The following is a 16,243-nucleotide window of genomic DNA, read 5'->3' on the forward strand; positions in this document are numbered from 1 at the left end:
GAACGGGTTGGGCGGAGGTGGATTACATCTAATCGTCGGCGACGGGCTGCCCTGATTCGGTCCTCCACGGCCCGGCTGACCTCCTGGCGGTGCCTCGTCCCAGCCGCGCTTCCCTCTACTCGTCTAACGTGCCTGACAGGCATTTAGGCAACCGACCTGCTAGTTCTCCTGATAACCCAAGATAACCATCGTGGTCTGCCTGCTCAGCCCCATCATCATCTGCTCGGAGGGCTGGCGAGGTGGCCGCGTAACGTCCTTCCGGAACGGCTGCTCCGGTGTGCAGACCGCGATGCCGCCGCTTTCTCAGGACTGACGAGCTGGCGGTTCACCTGGATGCCCGCAGCGTGGCAGAAGGACGCACGCCGTACTTCCTACTGTATGCGGTGGCAAACCGGCCCAGATGTGCAAACCCCCACCGATGCGCCACCTCCGCCACGCTCGTACGGCTCGGCTCGGCCGCTGACAGTTCCGCATGCGCCCGTTCCAGGCGCAGCTCACGGAGGTAGGCCATCGGCGACAGATCGACGTGCGCTTGAAACGCCGCCTGGAGCGTACGGATGCTCACTCCCGCGATCTCAGCGAGGTCTGCCGCGCTGAAGACGGTCGCGGGTGAGGCGCGCATCGCGTCGATGACACGGTTGACCACCGGTGGTCGGCAAGGCCTGCCCGGGGTGAGGAGTTCCTCTCGGCGGCGGTGATCGGCCGCGGCGAGCAGGTGGGTGAGCAGGCTGTGCCACAGTGGCGCACCGATGATCTCTTGCCTCGCGAGCGGCTCCGCCTGCCCGATCTGCCCGGCGAGTAGGCACGCCAGATCCCTCAGGATCCGCCCGTAACCATGGGTCAGATCCAGAGAGGGGGCGAGGTCGATCGGCGAATGGACCGGTCGCTGCAGAAGACGCCGGAGTTCGGCTTCCAGCGCATCGCGCCTGATCTTGATGCACAGGATGCGGCTGGCGGCGCTCCACCGGGTCAGTCGGATATCCCCGCTCGGGCCGTACAGAACGGCGCGTTTCGGTGTCGCAGTTATCTCGTTCCGCAGGTTCGTGGAGTTGAGGGAACCCGACAGCGGAATGTTGAGGTGGTAGAACTTGTGCAGCTCGGCGAAATCCATCTTGATATCCGCGTCGAACCTGCAGTTTCCCATCAGGATCGGCCCTATCTGCATGGCATCGATCGACATGAGGAATCGTTCCGACCCGCTGAGAACGGTCATGCGCAGCGGGTAATAGGTCTGTGCACCCTGCTCGCTGGCCTGATCGACGTCAGGAGTGCGAGTGCTGAATCTCCACGGAAGTTCCGGAACCGCTGAGAGAACCGAAGGTTTCATGTCGCCGCCGTGACCCTAGGCCCCACTCCATTACGCCGATACGCTACTTATGTCGGTGCGAGTTTTCAAGACCGCGTGGGTGATCCGGCTATGAGCTCCGCAATAAGGTTTTCCATCCAACGGCTGCACACCGGACCAGGTGCCGGACCGGTGCGGGCCGTCAGAGTTGCCGCCGCCCCGCGGGGGCGCCGAACGTGGTGTCCGTCGTCTCGCGCGGGGTGGTGCCCGCCCGCGAAGGCGTCGCTCACCTTTCCGGCGAGCCAGCGCGGGAGACGGCCCGCTGCTCCGCAATTGCGTGACCCGCCGCCTCCCCTTATGGTCGGGAATCATGAAAATCGTCAAGATCGCCGTACTGGCATGCGTGCTCATGGCCCCCTTAGCCGGAACGGCCGCCGCAGCAACCGCGTATCCGGTGAAACATCCCAAGCTGATCGCCAATCCCCTTTACGACGCCGGGGTCCTCCCGACGACGACCTGTGAAGAACCCCCGGTCAAACGCAACAATCGCCAGCTCGGACGCGCCTACATCAACGCGATGCTCGCTTGCCTGGAAACGACCTGGGAACAACACCTCACCAGCGCGAACCTGCCCTACCGCCCGGTCAAGGTGCGGCAGGTAGACAAAATACCGAAGAAGTACTGCGGAGCCACCTTCGACCAGAAGGACGACTCAGAGGCCTACTACTGCGAAAAAACCGGCACGCTGACATTCGAAGTCGGCAAGGAATACTTGGAAGACCCCACAGACCTCTGGATGCTGTATCAGGTCGGCTACATGTACAGCTATCACGTCCAACACCTCATCGGCATCGCGGACGCCTACAGCGTGGTGCAGTACCGCAATAAGTCCGAGCTCCGAGAGCAGCAACGGCGCTACAGCTTGCAACGGGATTGCCTGGCCGCCGCGTTCATCAAAAGCGTCTGGCCACTGACCGGGCGTACTGGCAAGGACTGGAGCTATTTTCTGACGTTGCCCAGCGGTGACACCTCTGCGAAGGATCGCCGCTGGGGCAAGACGTCGAGCATCGTCTCCTGGCTCAAGCGAGGCTTCGCCACCGCCGACCCTGCCTCGTGCAACACCTGGACGGCCGCCTCGGCCAAGGTGGCGTAGCACCACGCGCCTGGTCTTACCTGCTCACTGGTGCACCATCCTTCACGGAGACCGGGACATCGATGCCCGCCTCGGTCTGCTTCGCCTGCATGACGGCCGCAGAAGCGAAGGCGCACAAGACGGAAACGAGCACCCAGGCCCGGCCTGGTGCCGGGGCGCGTGATGCCACATCGTGACCCGGCCAGGCCAGAGGTTCCCGCGAGCAGCCTGCGCAACGCGCTGGGCGATCGCCACGCATTGCCGAGGCGGTGACCGAGGCAAAGATCAGGTCGAGTGACGCGGATGCCTATCGGCCCCTCAGGGGGTGAAGGACGTGCCTGACAACCGCAGATACTTTGTCAGGCACGTTCCCGGGGTCGGGACTGGCAGGACAGCCATTACACCGTGTCTTGTTTGGTGATCGACCGTTGGATTGATCATGGATGCGTTCGTGGATCGGCTGGTTCCTGACAAGCTGTGGGAGCTGTTTCAGCGAGTGTTGCCACCGTCACCGATACGACCGCAGGGCGGTGGCCGGCGGCGGGCCGATGACCGCTTGATCTTGGCGGCGATCGTGTTCGTGGCCACCACGGGGTGCACCTGGCGGCAGCTCTCGCCGATCTTCGGTGTCTCCTGGCAAACGGTGCGCCGTCGCTTCGCCGGGTGGAGCGGCGCCCGGGTGTAGGCCAAGCTGTATCGCATCCTGCTCGATGAGCTCGGCTCGCGGGGGCAACTGGACTGGTCGCGATGCGCGATCGACTCCGTCAGCGTGCCGGCCGTCAAAGGGGGATCTGACAGGTCCGAATCCTGTCGATCGCGGCAAGAATGGGTCGAAGATCCGTCTCATCACCGAGCGGACCGGTCTGCCGATCTCTGTCGGGATCAGCGCGGCCAACACCCATGACCGCCTGGGGCTGGAGCCGCTGGTGCGCAGCAGTGCGCCGATCCGGTCCCGCGGCGGCCCGCGCCGTCGCCGACCGGGCAAGCTGCACGGTGACAAAGGCTACGACTACCCACGCCTGCGGACCTTCCTGCGCGGGCGCGGCATCATCCCGCGCATCGCCCGCCGTGGGATCGAATCCAGCCAACGCCTGGGCCGGCACCGCTGGGTAGCCGAACGGACGGTCTCCTGGCTGGCCGGCTGTCGCCGCTCACACCGCCGCTACGAACGCCGAGCCGACCACTTCATTTCCTTCGTCGCCATCGCCGCAGCACTCATTTGCTACCGCCGACTCACCAAATGAGACGACGTCTAAGGCGGCGGTGGCGGTCTCGACCTCCTGCATCGAGCAGGCCAGGTCGGTGAGCACGTTCGCCCCCGCCTGGAATTCCGCCTGTCCTCATATGGGACGCGGAGCAGTTCCCAGATCACCAGGGACGGCGCCGGCAGCGCGAACTCGGCAAGCAGGTCGGCCGGGACTCCGGCGGCTTCCATGGCGTCCAGCCGGTTGTGCAGGATCTCCGTCACGCGCGGCTTCAGCCACTCCATCCGGCGCATGGTGAACTGGCCGGTCAGCAGCCGCCGCAGCCCGGTGCGCTCCGGCGGGTCGTAGCCGAGCAGGTTGCCGGGGATGTGCGGACGGGTTTCGTCAGCGGTGTCGCGCAGGATGTCCACCGGGACATCCCCCACGCCGAACCCGTCCTTGTCCCCGAACACCTGCCTGACGTCCTCGTACCTGCTGATCAGGTAGGCTGAGTCGCCGCTGGGCAGATCGACCCGGAGGACGGGCTCCTGCGCGCGGAGCCGGGTGAATTCCGGGTCAGGGCGGAAGCGGCACACCTCGTCGCGGCGGATGGGCAGCGGTATCGCGGTCACAGTCGTCTCCGATCGGTGGGGCGATCAGCCGAGGCCGGTCATCTTGAGCGAGAGATTCCACAGCCGCTCGCGGGCGGCGAGGTCCTTCGCCAGCCGGTTGGCGCGCCTCGGGCGGGGCGGCAGCGGGTTGTACAGGTAACCGCCGAAGTACTCACCGGTGACGCCGGTGGGCCCTGTCGCCAGGTACAGCGGGGCCTTGGCCGTCCGCTCCGTGGCAGGGGTGAGCACCTTTATCAGCGGGTCGATCAGCTTGGACAGCAGGCCCAGGTCGCTGGGGTCGATGTCTCTGCCCAGGCTGGTGCGCGCCCCGCCCGGGTGGATGGCGTTGGCCGTGACTCCGGCGCCTTCGAGTCGCTTGGCCAGCTCGAAGCTGAACATCACCAGGGCCAGCTTCGACTGGGCGTACGCGCCCATCGGGGCGTAATCGCGGCGCTCGAACTGCAGGTCGTCGAAGTCGAGCTTGCCGAATCCCTGCACGGCGGAGGTCACGTTGACGATCCGCGCCGGCGCGCCCGCCTTGAGTAGATCGAGCAACCGGTTGGTCAGCAGGAACGGGGCCAGGTAGTTGACCGCCCAGGTCAGCTCGTAGCCGTCCCGGCTGACCGCCCGGCCGCTGCGGATCATGGCGGCGTTGTTGACGAGCACGTCCAGCCGGGTGTGGTTGCGGGTCATGTGGTCGGCGAGATCGCGCACCTCCGCCAGGTCCGCCAGGTCCGCCACCACGCTCTCCGCGCCCCCGGCCAGCCGGGCGGTCTCGGCGGTCCTTTCCGGGTGGCGGCCGGTGACCACGACCCGGAACCCCGCCTTGGCCATCTCCACGGCGATCACTCGCCCGATACCGCTGCTCGCACCGGTGACCAGGCACACCGGCGCCTCTTTGTCGATCATGTCTTCTCTTTCCGTCGGCATTTTCCAGGCACCCGCCGTGCGGCAAGCTCCGTGGCGAACATGCTAGTACCGCAACGGTACATCGATGTTCCATGAAGGGACACGGCAGCTAGGATTGCGGTGATGATGACAAGAAGCCCGATCCTGCGCGACCACGTCGCGGCGGCGATCCTCGACGCAGCGGCCATCGTGCTCGCCGAACGGGGCGACACAGCGAGCATGGCCGACGTCGCCGCCGCCGCCGGTGTCGGCCGCACCACGCTGTACCGCTACTTCCCCAACCGAGACAAGCTCCTGCACGCGCTGACCGAAGCCGCCCTGACCGAATTGGTCGACCGGCTCGTGGCGGCCAGGCTCGAATCGGCCTCGGTCCCCGACGGCATCGCCAGGGTCACCCGCGCGGTGCTCGGCGCGGCAGGCAAGTACCAGGCGCTCGCGCACACCGCCCGCAAGGCGGACATGCCACCGGAGTTCGCCGACCAGCTCGGCGAACCACTCGCGATGCTGTTCCGGCGCGGCGCCGCCGACGGGTCCCTACGCGCCGACCTCGGCACCGAGACCCTGCTCGGCCTCTACACCGCACTGCTTGAGGGAGTGCTGAGCCAGGGCCTGCACCACCACCTCGGCGCGGAACCGGCAGCCTCCGCGCTCACCTCGATCTTCTTGGACGGCGCGCGCCCCCGGTGAACCGACGGCTCAGCCGTCCTCGCGCGGGTTGCCCAGGCAGCAGCGGACGAAATCCCTGGATGCCCCCGCTCGCCGTCCGCCGCGACTGGCCAGTCGCGGCCGACCTCGGACCGCCAGGGCTGAGGGGCCAGGACCCGCAGCACCTTGCCGCGCCGGTCGGGCTGGACAAGACCAGCAGCGGCGGCGGGTCGCTCAAGCGGCGCCCGGACCGTCTGGGGGTCAAGGCCCCTGCCGGTCAGCAGCTCCGCCCGTCCGTCCAGGATCCGCAGCCGGCCGTGCAACCTCCCGGTCAGCCGTTCGGGCAGTCCACACCGCGAGCACCGCAGGAAGAACGCATGCACGCCTCATACGGTGGGAGGCCTGACCGGCAGGGCCCGCCACTCGATCCCGTACCGGGTCACGTAGCCGGTCGCGTCCAGCACCGCGCGCAGGTCATGCACCATCGGCCGGCCCGTGACCGCGACCAGCTCGGTGATCAGCGCCCGCACCTCGCCTTCCAGCGCCAACCACTCGGCATCGGCCAGATCCGATGGGGATGCCGGTTTCCGGCCGTGACATGCGCATCCCGGTGAGGCGCGTCCGCTGGCGGGTAGCCGGACAACCACGGTCTCCTGGCCGCTGAGCTGCTTGGACACCACCTCGGCTTATGGGGAGACGACTCCGATGGATCCGGGCGGACAGCTTGCGAGCCGTCCTGAGACGCGTGGATGTCGCCTGGCGCGTTGGGACGAGGGTCGAGACCGAAGCGGACGCCGGTCCATGCTGACGCGGTGGGCGCCGTCCATGGCCGACGCGCACGTTTGATCACAACTGAGGGGGTGGCGACCGCCAGTGCGTGCGATCCTGGCGCTTCCCTCCTCGGCGATCACCCCGATGGCGGCGTCGATGATGGTGCGCCGTCGCTCTCCGACCAGCGGGTTCATCATGGTCCCGGGTCAGCCGGTGATGAAGGAGCGCAACAGGGAGAAGAACCGTTCGCCCTCGGTGTCAGGGATGAAGTGGCCCGAGCGTTCGAACACCTCCAGTCGTGCCTCGGGCAGGCCGTCCACGATCTCCCGCGCCGCGGACAGCGGGGTGATGGGGTCGCGGGTACCGGCCGCGACGAGCGCCGGGCATCGGATGGAGGCCAGACGCGCGGTCAGGTCGAACCGTGCGGTGGACATGAAGCTCATGGTGAGCCCAGGGTTCGCGATGATGCGGGTCATGGCTTGGATGTCGGATTCCGCGGGGAAGTTCGGGTCGGGGCTGTAGGCGGGTGCGCAGAGCTGCCCGAAGGCGGCGAACGTCTCCGGGGTTCCCTCGGTGAGGAACGCCTTGGCGGCCGTGGCGGCCTCGTCGCCGGCCTCGGCGCGGAAGCCCTCGACGATCCGGTCCAGGTCCCAGCGGGCGACGGTGCTCTGCAGGATCAGCTTGCCCGGGTGGCCGGGGTGGCGAGAGGCGTAGCTCATGGCTACGGCGCCGCCCCAGGACCAGCCCAGGACGATCGGTTGGACGATGCCGAGCGTGTCGCACAGGGCGCGCACGTCGTCGCCCCACTGGTCGAGGCTCCAGGTGGCCGGGTCGGAGTTCTGGCTGCGGCCGTTGCCACGCTGGTCGACATAGACGACCTGAACCAGGTCGGTGAGCTGACCGTAGGCAGGCTTGAAGATCGAGTGATCGTGACCAGGGCCGCCGTGCAGCAGCAGGAGAGTTGGCTTCTCTCGCATCGTGTAGCCGTCAGGCTCCAGGGCGGCGCCTTCGACATCCACGTACAGCGACGTGCCGTTCACCTGAACACGCATGGGGATCCTCCAGTCGATCAGGCGCTTGGCCAACTTTCCTGCTGAGTCTGGCCGCGCCCGGCGGAGGACACCATGAAGGCTCCCCCCGGACGACGGTAGGGGCCGCCCCACCACCGTCGGGGGCCCGCGCAGCGGGTAGAACTCGGGCCGGTAGGTGTCGGGCAAGACCGGATTCGCGTGCACGGCCGGTGGGAAGATGTTCGACATCGCGTGGTGGAACTCGACCGTCCAGTTCACCCGTGGCGTGAGCCGCCCACCGGTAGGAGACGTTCGTGCTGTCCCACGTGTCGCTCCGGCCCAGGTCGCTGAGGACGCGCATGCCGAATGCCGGGGTGGTGCGCAGCCGTTCGCCCGGCGAACCGGGCATCCTGGGCGGCGGAGGAACGCCAGAGATCCGCGCCCACCTCTCACCTCTGCTGTTCGAGCACATCAACTTTCCACGGGTTCTACCCGTTCAATCGCCCTGAGCTGGGCGGCAGGCTGCGCGAGCTGCTTGACACCTCCTCTCGCAGGTCAGAGCACGATGATCTCGTCAGGCGCGTTGGCTGGTGTTGAAGGCTGGTGAGTCAGGCCGAGGTCGGCCGCCCGGGCTTGGACCAAGCGTTGGCGCTGGTTCAGCCCGGGCGGACTGAACGTCAGCAGCCCCAGCTGTCGTGATAGACGCCGTAGACATTCAGGTAGTAGCCGAGTTCTACCTTTTCCCGCGCCGGGACGCAAAAGTGCTGGTTGTGGGCGGAGATCCGGTAGGTAACCCAGATCTTTTCGCTCGTGTCCTTATTGCAGTTGCGGTAGTACTCCGTTCCGCTCATGGTGTAGTGGCCACACGGATCGTCCATGAGTGCGGCAGTGGGCCGCAGACCGGTTGACTGCGCGACGGCCGGCCCAGTGAGGGCGGCGAGACCGAGGGCGAGACCGAGAGCGGCCGTCTTCATCTGAGTACGCACGTTGATTCCCGTTCTGTGGAGGACTCCGGTCCGGATGACCTTGAGCCGTGTTTCGGGAGCCACCGGGATGTGTGGCGGCGTCCATGGCCTGATCGTGCTGTCGGCCGTGGGAGGGGCAGAAGGGGTTTCCCGTCGCCCTGTGGGCCCGGGGAGCAGGGAAACCCGGAGGTACCAGCACAAGCTTCGCCCACTTAATGCGTCCGACCCATCACCATCTGTAAAGTCTTGCGGGTGCGTGAGGGCATGGCGGATGGCCCGCCCGCTCCGACGGGCGACGGTGGTTCGGGGATGGCTCCCGGTGCCGCGTTGCGGCGGCTGCGGGCGGCGCGCGGGCTGTCGCTGAACGAGTTGTCCCGGCTGACTCACTACAGCAAGGGCTATCTGAGCAAGGTTGAGACCGGTGAGAAGGCGCTGTCTGTCGGGGTCGCGCGTCGGTGCGATGCGGTTCTGGAGACCGATGGAGAGCTGACCGAGCTGGCCGAGTTGATCACGGAAGTGCGGGAGGGCTGCCCTTATCGAGGTCTTCAGCCCTACGAGCCTGAGGATTCCCGCTGGTTCTTCGGCCGGGACCGGACGGTGGGCGTGCTGGTGGGGCGACTGACCGAGCGGATGCCGGGGCGCGGACCGCTGATCGTGGTGGGCCCATCGGGGGCGGGCAAGACGTCCTTGCTGCGGGCGGGACTGCTGCCGGCCCTGCGCCGAGGGGTGCTGCCGGCGCCCGGATCCCGCTCGTGGCCGGTCGTCGCGTTCACACCGGGCGAGCATCCGGTCGCCGGGCTGCTGGCCAGGATCGGCGCGCTTACCGGGTTCGACCCCGCACACCTGGCTGGCGTCCTCGCGAAAGATCCCGCTCTCTTCGCCGGGCAGGTAGCGGAGGCGGTGAACGGCGGGACACGCGGTGGCGATCCCGCCGCCCGGCGCCGTGTGGTGCTGGTCGTTGACCAGCTTGAGGAGATTTTCACGCTGTGCGGCGAGGAGGCCGAGCGCCGGGTCTTCCTGACTGCAGTGAACGCCCTGGCCGTCGCCGGCCCGACCGGCCATCCTGCGGCGCTGGTGGTGCTCGGCGTGCGCGCCGACTTCTACGGCCACTGCCTCCGTTTTCCCGCCCTGTTGGAGGCCCTGCGCGAGGGGCAGGTGCCGCTGGGCCCGATGAGCATCGCGGAGCTGCGCGAGGTCATCACCGGCCCCGCCCGCGCCGCTGGCCTGACCCTGGAGCCGGGCCTTGTGGAACTGCTGCTGCGCGACCTCGGCGTGTCACCGGACGCCCCCGAACACGGCCCAGGCCCTGAGCCTGGCGCTCTGCCGCTGCTGTCCCACGCGCTGCTCGTCACCTGGCAGCGCCGGCGCGGCGGCACCCTGACCGTCAAGGACTACCAGCTGACGGGCGGCATCGGCGGCGCCGTCGCCACCACTGCCGAGCGCGTCTACGGCGGGCTTGACCCGCACGGCCAGGAGATCGCGCGCCGGCTGTTCCTGCAGATGGTGTGCGTGGGTGCGGACAACACCGAGACCCGCCGCCCGGTCGACGTGCGCCGCCTGCCCGAGTCGCCCTTCCCGCCGGTGGCTACGGCCGCGGTGGTCGAGGCGTTCGCCGGGGCCCGGCTGCTGACCCTGGACGCCGAGGCGACGTGGCCGGCGCACGAGGTGCTGCTGCGAGCCTGGCCGACGCTGCGCGAGTGGATCCTCGCCAGCCGCGCCGACCTGCGGCTGCGCCGTCGGCTCCTGGAGGCGGCTGAGACGTGGGAGCGCGAGGGGTGCGACCCGTCCCTGCTTTACCGCGGCACTCTGCTGCAGGCGGCGCAGGACTGGGCGGTCGGCGCCGACACCGCGCTGAGCGCGCCGGAGCTGGAGTTTCTCGAGGCCGCTATTGCGCTGCGCGACGCGGAGGAGGCCGCGGCTCGTCGCCGCGCCAGCCGCCTGCGACACCTGGCCGTCACGCTCGCTGTCCTGCTGGTGCTGGCCTGTTCGGCCACCGGTTACGCGGTGCGCACCCGGGCGACGGCCACTGAACAGCGTGACCTCGCGCTGTCGCAAAAGGTCGCGGGCGAGGCCGCCGACCTGCGCGAGGCGGCGCCCTCGCTGGCGGCGCAGCTCAGCCTTGCCGCCTACCGGCTGTCGGCCACGCCCGAGTCGCGCAGCGGACTGCTCACCGCCTTCACCGCCCCGTACGCGGCGCGGCTGACGGCGGGCAAGGACATCAATCGGGCGTTGTTCAGCCGCGACGGTCGCACGCTCGTCGCGGCCGGTGACGACGGTGTCCGCCTCTGGGACGTGACCGACACCCGCCGACCGGCCCTGCTGTCGGAGTTTGCCGCGGGCGGCGCCGACGTCGAGGCCGCCGCGCTGAGTTCCGACGCGCGCCGGCTCGCGACCGCTGGGCTCGACGGCTCCGTACAGGTGTGGGATTTGAGCGACCCGCGGCGGCCGGTCCTGGTATCCGGGTTCGCCGCCCACAGGAGGGCGGCCTGGTCGGTGGCCCTGACCGCCGACGGCGCCGTGGCGGCCACTGCGGGCGACGACGGCACCGCCCGGCTGTGGGACCTCTCCGACCCCCGGAACCCGGGCCCGCTCGCCACGCTGACCGGCCACATCGGCGCCGTACGCGGCCTCGCACTCAGCCCCGACAACCGTACCCTCGCGACCACGGGCGACGACGACACCGGACGCCTTTGGGACATCTCCGACCGGCGTCACCCGCGCTTCCTCGGCACTCTCGCCGGGCACGGCGAGGACATCTGGGCCGTCACCTTCAGCTCCGATGGCACCAAGATCGCCACCGGGAGCGACGACCGCACGGGCGGGCTGTGGGACGTCTCCGATCCGCGCCGACCGCGCCGGCTCGTCACCCTGCCCGGCCACTCCGGGCCGGTCATCGCCGCCGCGTTCGGCCCCGGCGGGCAGACGGTGGCCACCGGCGGCTGGGACCACGAAATCAGAGTGTGGGACGTGGCCGATCCCGGCCGGCCCCGCCTGGTCACCGTGCTGACCGGACACAGCGACACCATCGGATCCGTGGCGTTCAGCCCCGACGGGCGCACCCTGGCCAGCGCGAGCTGGGACCACACCGTCCGGCTGTGGGCGACCGGCGAACCTGTCGCGCGCGGTCACGAGGGACCGGTGCGCGCCGTGGCCTTCCTCCCCGGCGGGAGCCTGCTGGCCTCGGGCGGCGACGGCCGCATGGTGCGGCTTTGGGAGGTCGCTGATCCCTACCATCCCATCATGCGCGGTGTGCTCGCCAACCCGTCCGGCACGACGTACGCGCTGGCGTTCGGCCGGGGTGGCACGGTGCTGGCGGCGGCGGGCGAGGACGAGACGGTACGGCTGTGGGACGTCTCGGACCCGGCCGAACCGGTCGAGCTGCCCGCCCTCACAGAACACACTGCCCGGGTCCGCACGGTCGCGTTCAGCCCGGACGGCCGAACGCTGGCTGCCGCCGGATTCGACAACACGGTGCGGCTGTGGGACCTCACCGACCCGCGCCGGCCCGCACCGCTCGCCGCGTTCGACGGCCGGGCCGGCTCTCTATACTCCGTAGCGTTCGCCCCGGACGGGCGGAGGCTGGCGAGCGCGGGAGTCGACGGCGCCGTGCGGTTGTGGGACGTCTCCGATCCGCGCCGACCGGCCCTGACGGCCACGTTGCGTGGACACCAGGGCACCATCCAGGCGATCGGCTTCAGCCCGGACGGGAGCCTGCTCGCCAGCGCGAGCTTCGACCGGACGGCACGCCTGTGGAACCTCACCCCTCCCGGCGCACCGGAACTGCTCGCCACCCTGGCCGGGCACCGCTCCGGGGTCAGCGCGATCGCGTTCGACCGCCGGGGAGGCATCCTCGCCACCACCGGCGACGACCGGACCGTGCGGCTGTGGGATCTCGCGGACCCTGCGGCCCCGCGCCCCCTGGCCGTGCTCACCGGCCACGGCGACTCGATCCGCGCGGCAGCGTTCGGCTCGAGCGGGCGCACGCTGGCCACGGCGAGCGCCGACGGGACGGTGCGGCTGTGGGATCCCGACCCCGAGCGCGTGGCCGCCCGTGCCTGCGCCCTGGCCTACCCCGTCGTCACCCCGGCCGAGTGGGAGGAGCACTTCCCTGGGCTCGCCTTCGCGCCCCCCTGCCCGACCGGCTCCTGAGCCGGAACCGCCCTGGTGGGGAGACTACCTGCGCTGTATGTCATCAGGCCCGGTTGTGGCCGTTTCACCTGACCCGGCCGTGAAACAGCGCCACGAGCGTGGCGTGGGTCTGCTCGATCGGCCGCACCTGACCTGCCCAACATGCCGTCCGGACCCCAGATACTGTGCGCCAAGTACGAGGCGGCACACTGGCAGAGGCCAATGATCGAGTGATCCGTGTTCCTGCCTGATCGCCTGGGAGATGTCACTGTTCGTGGTCGCCGGGGGCGTAGCGGCTCCATGGGCTTCCGGCCGCGGTGGCGAGTCATATCGCGTGGCCACGGTTGATCGCGCGTTCGACGACGTTGCGCGCTTGGTAGTACTCGGCGTCGAAGCCGTTGGGCCATCCCCCGGCCGAACCGCGCCGACGCCGGTTGGCACGTTGGTCGCATGGTTTTCGGGGATGGTGTGGCGGATCTTGCGGCGGTGCGGGGGCTCGATCGGACCTTCAGTCCAGTGCCCGGAAGCTGGCGTATCGGCCGTGAACGGACTCTCCCCGTGAGACCGGGATGAAGACCCAGGTCCGGCAGTTCGGGTCCGGGAAGACCAGGATCGTGCCCTCGGTACGGTTGAGGACGGTGGATTCCTCGGTGAAGCCCTGATAACGGACGCCGGGCTGCGGATCGTTGACCATCTTCACCTGGCCGGACGCCGCGAAGATCTGTCGGCGAGGGTGGGCAGGCCGGCTGAGGCTGCGGCGTACAGCGCGCCCAGCACGTGCAGGCGGGCGGCGGTCAGATCGTGGACCGAGCCCGGTTCGACCTCGGCGATCCACAGGGGAAGCCCGTTGGGGGCCGAGAGGGCCTGCAGGTTGCCGGTGTGCTGGTGGGCCTTGCCGGAGTACCAGGCGTCGATGGGCTCGCCCTTGACGCTGATGGTCTGCTCGGCGCAGCGATCGGTGGCGATCAGGGTGCCGTCGAGGATGACGTAGGCCGTCTCGCTCGTCACGGTCCTATGCTGCCGCGACTCGTGGCCGGAGAACTCCTTGACGGGGCGCCATCACTGGCGACTCGTGTAATCAGGTGTCGCCTATTCGATGCTTCTGATGCTGATAGCTGTTACTCAGCGTGATCGCTGTCTGGGGCGTAGCGGCTCCAAGGGCTCGCGGCGGCGGTGGCGATGCGGCTGGTCTGCTGGTCGGTGTAGCCCAGCATTCGAGCGACAACCAGTGCCGGTGCTTGCAGGACCAACTGCCGCAAGGCAGAGGTTCGGCTGTTGAGGGCAACAATGTGATGAGTGCGGAGTGGCGTAGGTCGTGCAGGGTCCACCCGGGCGCGGCGACGAGGTCTTCCAGGTCGGTGAGATCCGGGTGCGCGAGCGGTTTGGTCAGCTTGTTGAAGATCTCTTCAGCGCGCCGGTAGGACAGCCGGGCCCGACCGGTGACCGGGTCCAGGTCGCCGGCGGCGAGGGCGACGCGGGCGCGCCGCTCGGTGAGGAACACCAGCCCCTTACTGCGCCGGCGAGCAATTTCGGTAGAAGGCGCGCAGTGCGGGTCTGCCAGACGATGATGTCGACCGCGCTGCCCTTGCGGGTGACCCTGGCGCGTCGGTTGCGCCGGTCCAGGTGCTCGACGTCCAGGCCGAGTACCTCGCTGGCGCGCGCGGCGGTTTCCGGAGCGGAGCCTCCAGATCGAAACAGCGCCTCGATGTTGGCGACGGCCAGCGCGCGAGTCCGATCAGGGGCGCGGCCTCGCCGCCGGAGTCGGCGGGTCGGGTCGGTGCTCAGCCAGCCCTGGTCCATCCAGAAGGTCACCGCGGAACGGAGGGCGTCCCGGTGTCGGTTGAAGGTCGCGGCGGCGCGGCCGTTCCACTGGCGGGCGAACCAGACGGTGAGTCGCTCGGTGCCCTGTTCGTCGTCGAGTTCGGCGAGCAGGGCGTGGCTGCCGGACGGGGCGAACTCGGCGATCAAGGCGCGCAGGGTGGGAGCATGTCGACCCGACCCAGGTTCGACGGGGCGTTCTGCCTGCTCGATTTTGGCAGTATCGCAGATGACAGCTTTTGCACTCGCCGACTGGCCAGTCGAAGTGGACACGATCGAACGGGCTCGGCTGGACTCGACCGCCAGGAAGCCGGTCGGCAACTGTCGAACCCGACTCGAAAGTCGCGGAACCTGATCGCCGCATTGCAGCGTGATCGAGCCAACTCGCTGATCTCTGCGCCGGCCTTGAGCGGGCCGCAGCCGTCAATGACCCACGAGATGCATCCGCTCGGTCCAGCGCGAGGCGGTGGAGGCCAGGCGATCTTTGGCCGGGACCCTCCGGCCCGAGCCCGACCTCAGGTGAGGAGCACGCGGCCGGAACCTTCTGGACAAGCATTGACAGAAAATATTTTTACATACAAGATCTCTTTTGCAATGCATGATGTCCGATATCCAGATCGACGTGAGCGGGCGGAGGCCCTGCTCACGGACCGGTGCCCGCTCGTACCGGCTCTCGTCCCGTTTGAGCGGCGAGTACCGCCACCTGCTCGACAGCCCGCACCTGTTGCTCGTCGAGTTGCTCACCCACGACGGGGGCGTGAGGACGCGCCGTCACCGTTACCCGCCGGCTGCCCTGGCTGAAGGAGAAGACCATGATCCCTTTGACGATGAGCGCCCATGTCGGCGCACCTGCCGAACGCATCCGCGAGGCACTGACCGACCCTGTTCAGATGCGCACATGGCTGGCCGAACATGCCAAGGCCGACCTGCCGGGCAGTTACGCCTTCTGGGGACGCCACACCCCAGAGGGCGAGGCCCCTCACCAGCAGCCGATCCGGACCAGCGACCACGGCCTGAGCTTCACGTGGCGCCTGGCGGAACGGCAGACCAGCGTGGAGATCGCCTTGAGGGAAGAGCAGCCCGGCTCCACGATCATCACTGTGTTGCAGACCGACTTCGACTTCACCGACCTGGGCAGCCTCGGCATGCTGCAGACCTTCTGGGCGCTGTCGGTCGCGAATCTGGTGGACCACCTCGAAAACCGTCCTCTCACCCCCCGATGCGACTACACCTCTGCTCAACTGAGCGCCGAGATTCTCATCGACGCAGCGCCCGCCGCCGTGTACGAGTCGCTGATTGACGCTGACCAGGTGGGCCGCTGGTTCGGTTTTCCCGTTGAGATCGACCCACGGGTCGGCGGTCGGTATGGCCACGGTGGCAAGATCCTCAACCTGGACCGAGAACGGGTTCTCACCGTTGAGTGGGAAGGCACGGGAGTGTTCACCTGGGCTCTGGCCGACGTAGGCGGCCGGACCCACCTGACCCTGTCGCGAAGCGGCTTCGACCCCGCCCGGCCGCCGTACGCCGCTTGGGCAGGCGAGCTGTGTGGTGCCGCCGAACTGCGCCGCTACCACGAACTCACCGACTGGCAGCCGATCTGGCTGCACGACGCCCACGCCCAACACGACGACGAGGGCGACCAGGGAAGACGCCCCGGCGCGCCGAGCAAGCCACGCGTCCCGGTGACACCGTCGCTTGCGCCCTCGACGCCTGCACCTTTGGAGCAGCCCGGTCGAGTCGAGTCACCACACGACAGTCATAGGAGATCTCCCATGCCCCCCGACG

Annotated in this window: 12 protein-coding genes and 3 pseudogenes; 5 read left to right on the forward strand and 10 right to left on the reverse strand. The window is 68.7% G+C overall.

What is annotated here, in order from left to right; translation table 11 throughout:
* Positions 1-325 precede the first annotated feature (325 nt).
* The gene (locus FAF44_RS35500) at positions 326-1,327 is read right to left on the reverse strand and encodes an AraC family transcriptional regulator (RefSeq protein WP_272895446.1); all 1,002 of its coding nucleotides are present in this window, start codon (positions 1,325-1,327) and stop codon (positions 326-328) included.
* 328 nt (positions 1,328-1,655) lie between these two features.
* Between FAF44_RS35500 and FAF44_RS35505 the strand changes: the two genes are divergently transcribed.
* Both FAF44_RS35505 and FAF44_RS35510 read left to right on the forward strand, forming a co-directional pair.
* A complete protein-coding gene (locus tag FAF44_RS35505) occupies positions 1,656-2,438 on the forward strand; it encodes a neutral zinc metallopeptidase (RefSeq protein ID WP_237107726.1) in 783 nt (260 codons plus the stop codon).
* A gap of 418 nt (positions 2,439-2,856) precedes the next feature.
* Positions 2,857-3,661, forward strand: a pseudogene (locus tag FAF44_RS35510) (IS5 family transposase).
* A gap of 8 nt (positions 3,662-3,669) precedes the next feature.
* Here the strand turns inward: FAF44_RS35510 and FAF44_RS35515 are convergent.
* Both FAF44_RS35515 and FAF44_RS35520 read right to left on the reverse strand, forming a co-directional pair.
* On the reverse strand, positions 3,670-4,233 hold the full coding sequence (locus FAF44_RS35515; protein WP_237107727.1) for a hypothetical protein: 564 nt from the start codon (positions 4,231-4,233) through the stop codon (positions 3,670-3,672).
* Between the two features lie 24 nt (positions 4,234-4,257).
* Positions 4,258-5,121, reverse strand: coding sequence for an SDR family NAD(P)-dependent oxidoreductase (locus FAF44_RS35520; RefSeq protein ID WP_237107728.1), 864 nt, complete (start codon positions 5,119-5,121; stop codon positions 4,258-4,260).
* Positions 5,122-5,244: 123 nt separating this feature from the next.
* Between FAF44_RS35520 and FAF44_RS35525 the strand changes: the two genes are divergently transcribed.
* On the forward strand, positions 5,245-5,808 hold the full coding sequence (locus FAF44_RS35525; protein WP_237107729.1) for a TetR/AcrR family transcriptional regulator: 564 nt from the start codon (positions 5,245-5,247) through the stop codon (positions 5,806-5,808).
* A gap of 344 nt (positions 5,809-6,152) precedes the next feature.
* Here FAF44_RS35525 and FAF44_RS35530 read toward each other — a convergent pair whose 3' ends face one another.
* The 3 genes from FAF44_RS35530 to FAF44_RS35540 all read right to left on the reverse strand — a co-directional run bounded on the left by FAF44_RS35530 (position 6,153) and on the right by FAF44_RS35540 (position 8,521).
* Positions 6,153-6,443 (reverse strand): transposase, encoded by a 291-nt coding sequence (locus FAF44_RS35530; protein WP_237107730.1) that lies wholly within the window; start codon positions 6,441-6,443, stop codon positions 6,153-6,155.
* 300 nt (positions 6,444-6,743) lie between these two features.
* Complete coding sequence (locus tag FAF44_RS35535; protein ID WP_237107731.1) at positions 6,744-7,589, reverse strand: alpha/beta fold hydrolase; 846 nt, start codon at positions 7,587-7,589, stop codon at positions 6,744-6,746.
* A 635-nt stretch (positions 7,590-8,224) separates the two neighbouring features.
* On the reverse strand, positions 8,225-8,521 hold the full coding sequence (locus tag FAF44_RS35540) for a hypothetical protein (RefSeq protein ID WP_237107732.1): 297 nt from the start codon (positions 8,519-8,521) through the stop codon (positions 8,225-8,227).
* A 300-nt stretch (positions 8,522-8,821) separates the two neighbouring features.
* On the opposite strand from FAF44_RS35540, the gene FAF44_RS35545 reads away from it, so the two are divergent.
* A complete protein-coding gene (locus tag FAF44_RS35545) occupies positions 8,822-12,661 on the forward strand; it encodes a helix-turn-helix domain-containing protein (RefSeq protein ID WP_237107733.1) in 3,840 nt (1,279 codons plus the stop codon).
* A 319-nt stretch (positions 12,662-12,980) separates the two neighbouring features.
* Here the strand turns inward: FAF44_RS35545 and FAF44_RS35550 are convergent.
* The 4 genes and pseudogenes from FAF44_RS35550 to FAF44_RS35565 all read right to left on the reverse strand — a co-directional run.
* A pseudogene (locus FAF44_RS35550) lies at positions 12,981-13,126 on the reverse strand (IS5/IS1182 family transposase); the annotation flags it as partial.
* Positions 13,127-13,148: 22 nt separating this feature from the next.
* Entirely contained in the window at positions 13,149-13,334 is a 186-nt protein-coding gene (locus tag FAF44_RS35555; protein ID WP_237107734.1) for a hypothetical protein, read from the reverse strand.
* Between the two features lie 26 nt (positions 13,335-13,360).
* A pseudogene (locus FAF44_RS35560) lies at positions 13,361-13,630 on the reverse strand (transposase family protein); the annotation flags it as partial.
* Positions 13,631-14,026: 396 nt separating this feature from the next.
* Entirely contained in the window at positions 14,027-14,608 is a 582-nt protein-coding gene (locus tag FAF44_RS35565; protein ID WP_237107735.1) for a hypothetical protein, read from the reverse strand.
* A 662-nt stretch (positions 14,609-15,270) separates the two neighbouring features.
* On the opposite strand from FAF44_RS35565, the gene FAF44_RS35570 reads away from it, so the two are divergent.
* The coding region (locus FAF44_RS35570; RefSeq protein WP_237107736.1) for an SRPBCC family protein at positions 15,271-16,243 on the forward strand (973 nt) is incomplete at its 3' end.

Source organism: Nonomuraea sp. MG754425, assembly GCF_021699195.1.
Lineage (GTDB): Bacteria > Actinomycetota > Actinomycetes > Streptosporangiales > Streptosporangiaceae > Nonomuraea.